This window comes from Brunnivagina elsteri CCALA 953 (assembly GCF_002289455.1).
GTDB classification, from domain to species: Bacteria; Cyanobacteriota; Cyanobacteriia; order Cyanobacteriales; family Nostocaceae; genus Brunnivagina; species Brunnivagina elsteri.
This window is the reverse complement of the sequence record NZ_NTFS01000628.1, coordinates 1-2502: the sequence shown is the minus strand read 5'-3', so window position 1 is coordinate 2502 and position 2502 is coordinate 1. Positions and strand designations below refer to the sequence as shown.

General features: G+C 35.3%; 3 protein-coding genes. 1 reads left to right on the top strand and 2 read right to left on the bottom strand.

Annotated elements, in window-relative coordinates:
• Positions 1-469, top strand: a 469-nt coding sequence (locus tag CK510_RS29270; RefSeq protein ID WP_211293346.1) for a glycosyltransferase, incomplete at its 5' end; no start/stop codon positions are given.
• Positions 470-496: 27 nt separating this feature from the next.
• Here CK510_RS29270 and CK510_RS29265 read toward each other — a convergent pair.
• On the bottom strand, positions 497-1270 hold the full coding sequence (locus tag CK510_RS29265) for a S1 family peptidase (RefSeq protein ID WP_245912499.1): 774 nt from the start codon (positions 1268-1270) through the stop codon (positions 497-499).
• Positions 1271-1537: 267 nt separating this feature from the next.
• Positions 1538-2182 carry a COP23 domain-containing protein gene (locus CK510_RS29260; protein WP_095724966.1) on the bottom strand — a complete coding sequence of 215 codons (645 nt, stop codon included), beginning with the start codon at positions 2180-2182 and terminating at the stop codon, positions 1538-1540.
• Positions 2183-2502 lie beyond the last annotated feature (320 nt).

Sequence of the window (2502 nt, the reverse complement as noted above, 5' to 3'; positions counted from 1 at the left end):
GCGATCGCAGCCAGAATATGTGGGTATTCACTCTACACCATTCCCACAAAACCTTGGTAGTGAAACTGGAAAATTGTGGGCATATTTAGCACAGGATTGGCAGAACTATTCGCTTGTCATGGATACCCTCAAGCCAGAATGTATTTTTGATGATTTACAAATAGTTTTGCAGGGAAAACAATTAGCGATACATCATGCTGGATTTATTACATCTGCTGCTTGCTTGTTAGCAGGAATTCCCCAAATGATTTTTCCTAAAGATATGGAAAAATGGCACACAGCAAAAGCTTTATTGAATTTAGGAGTAGCAATTTCACCCGAACCGCTCACTCAAGAAAGTTTAGTTAATTCTATATCTTGTTTATCAACAATTAATCAAAATGCCAAACAACAAGCAGAAAAATTGGCATATTGGAACCAAAATTTTTTAGATATAGTTGTGCAAACTTCCCTTAAATTAGCAAATTAAAAACAATTCTCTTATAATTTAATTACCTCATATTTGTAAAGATTCCTCAGCTAATTGTCGGAAAATAACAATAGGAATAGCCCAACTTAAAGGTTCCATTTTCCCGAACATTTCTTGTGATGGTTTACTGCCATCAGCAAATGTGAATACTTCAATACCTTGTATGGGATATTTTAACCGTCCGTTGATACCAACAAGTTCTCCTTTTCCATTTAAAACTGGACCTCCACTCATACCAACTTTCACATCATTGGTATAACCTAAACGATAACCATTAGGAAGAGATTTATCTTTTAATACCATCGAGACTTTGCCATCAGTAAAGCGAAAAGCTTTTGTACCCCATTCACGGGTATCTTCAATCTCATCTTTATTGACTGTGTGATAATTAGGAAATCCAGCAGCAAAGATAGGAGCATCACTTGCCAGTAAGTTTGAGTTACCTAATGTGACGACTGGGTAAACTATTTTGCTTTCAAATTGAACTAAAGCCAAATCTATGTTTTGAGGGTTACTAATTACCTTGAACCGCGCTTTATAAACTTTCCCGTCAGCAGAAAGAACGTTATATTTACCATTTTTATCAATATCCAGTACATGCTGACAAGTTAATACAGTATAGGTTTGACCTTTCCGTGAAACTATTACTCCAGAACCAGAACCAGATTCTGCTAAAATTCTAACTGTTATTTTTCGAGCGATTTCTGCAACAGGTAAATTATCTTTTTGTTGACCATTTCCATCGTTATAAACAATAGATTTATTCACTTCTTCTACAGTTTTATGACCTATGTTACCCATCGACATAGATGAACACGACTGTAGAAGTAGAATTGCCAACAAAAGATTTATTGAAAACCAAACAGATGAAGTTGGCATCACAGTTTTTTGATTGCTACAAAAAGAAATTATAAACAATGAAAAGCTTTCTAAATACTTTTTTTAATAATTTAAATAAATATCGTCTACTTTTATCTTGAAATGTTAAGCGACTTCGCTGGGAAGGATAGAAGCCGCTCTACGAGAAAGTGATAAAATTTAATAGATTTAAAAGTCCCTCAAGTAAATTTAGTTATTAGATTTACTTGAGGGACTAGATACTGATTGTGGTGTTGTGGATTCGCTAACTGTCACATCTAGTTCAGGAGTCGCAGGTTGAGTGACATCTGATTTAAAAGCTTCGTTAATTTGTCTTCCAAATTCAGCTATGCTTCTATTATCTGCGCTCCTACGTAAAGGAGTTCCCGTTCCATTGACACTAAAGTTTTTCAACTGGTCAATTATTATACGCTCTTGACCAAGTTCAGATCTATTTAAGGTCAATATCAAGTTTTTATCGTTACATTTTTCTGTTGTAGTGCCGATATAGCAAATCACCGGGTTGGAACGTAAGACTCCATGAGTTAGCTTCAGCAAACTCAGGGAATAACCGCTTTTACCCACAGCTTTATTAAAGCGTTGACCAACAATTGCACATCTGTCTTTCGGTGTAAATTTACTACCAAAAGAAGTATCGTTCCACGTAATCATAGCCCCTGTTTGTGCATTACCCCTACGAGCGACTGTAGCGTAGCCAGTGCCGTTACGAATGCAGTGGAAAGTTGTTTTTTCCGTGTTGCGAGTTTGCGAGAATCCTTGTTCGCTGGTAATTGCCAATACATTTGCGATCGCAAAAACAGATGCAAACAGTCTAATGCCATTAGTTTTCATCATACACACTTTTCGTATTATCAAAGTAAGGTAGAACTATTCAGCCTTTTCTGCACATAAAATATGACTGTAAAAATAAATTTTTAGTTTCTGATATTAACTACGCAAATATAATACCAGATTCAAAAATTACACAATAGACTTTTGTCTAGTTTTCATTGTATTTCCATAAATATACATATTGTAAGTAAGTAGGCACGATTAAACCACGTCTACGTTGAGAACCGTAGTTTTTTGTAATTAGGGTAAACCTTATAACTCAAGCTATAACCAAATTATAAGCCCTTATACAAAACTCCAGCTTTCAAAATGGACGAGGTTTA

What these genes read in the sequence shown, in the direction of transcription:
- CK510_RS29265 (WP_245912499.1), bottom strand. Translation starts at nt 1,270, where the DNA reads ATGGGTAACATAGGTCATAAAACTGTAGAAGAAGTGAATAAATCTATT.
- CK510_RS29260 (WP_095724966.1), bottom strand. Translation starts at nt 2,182, where the DNA reads ATGATGAAAACTAATGGCATTAGACTGTTTGCATCTGTTTTTGCGATC.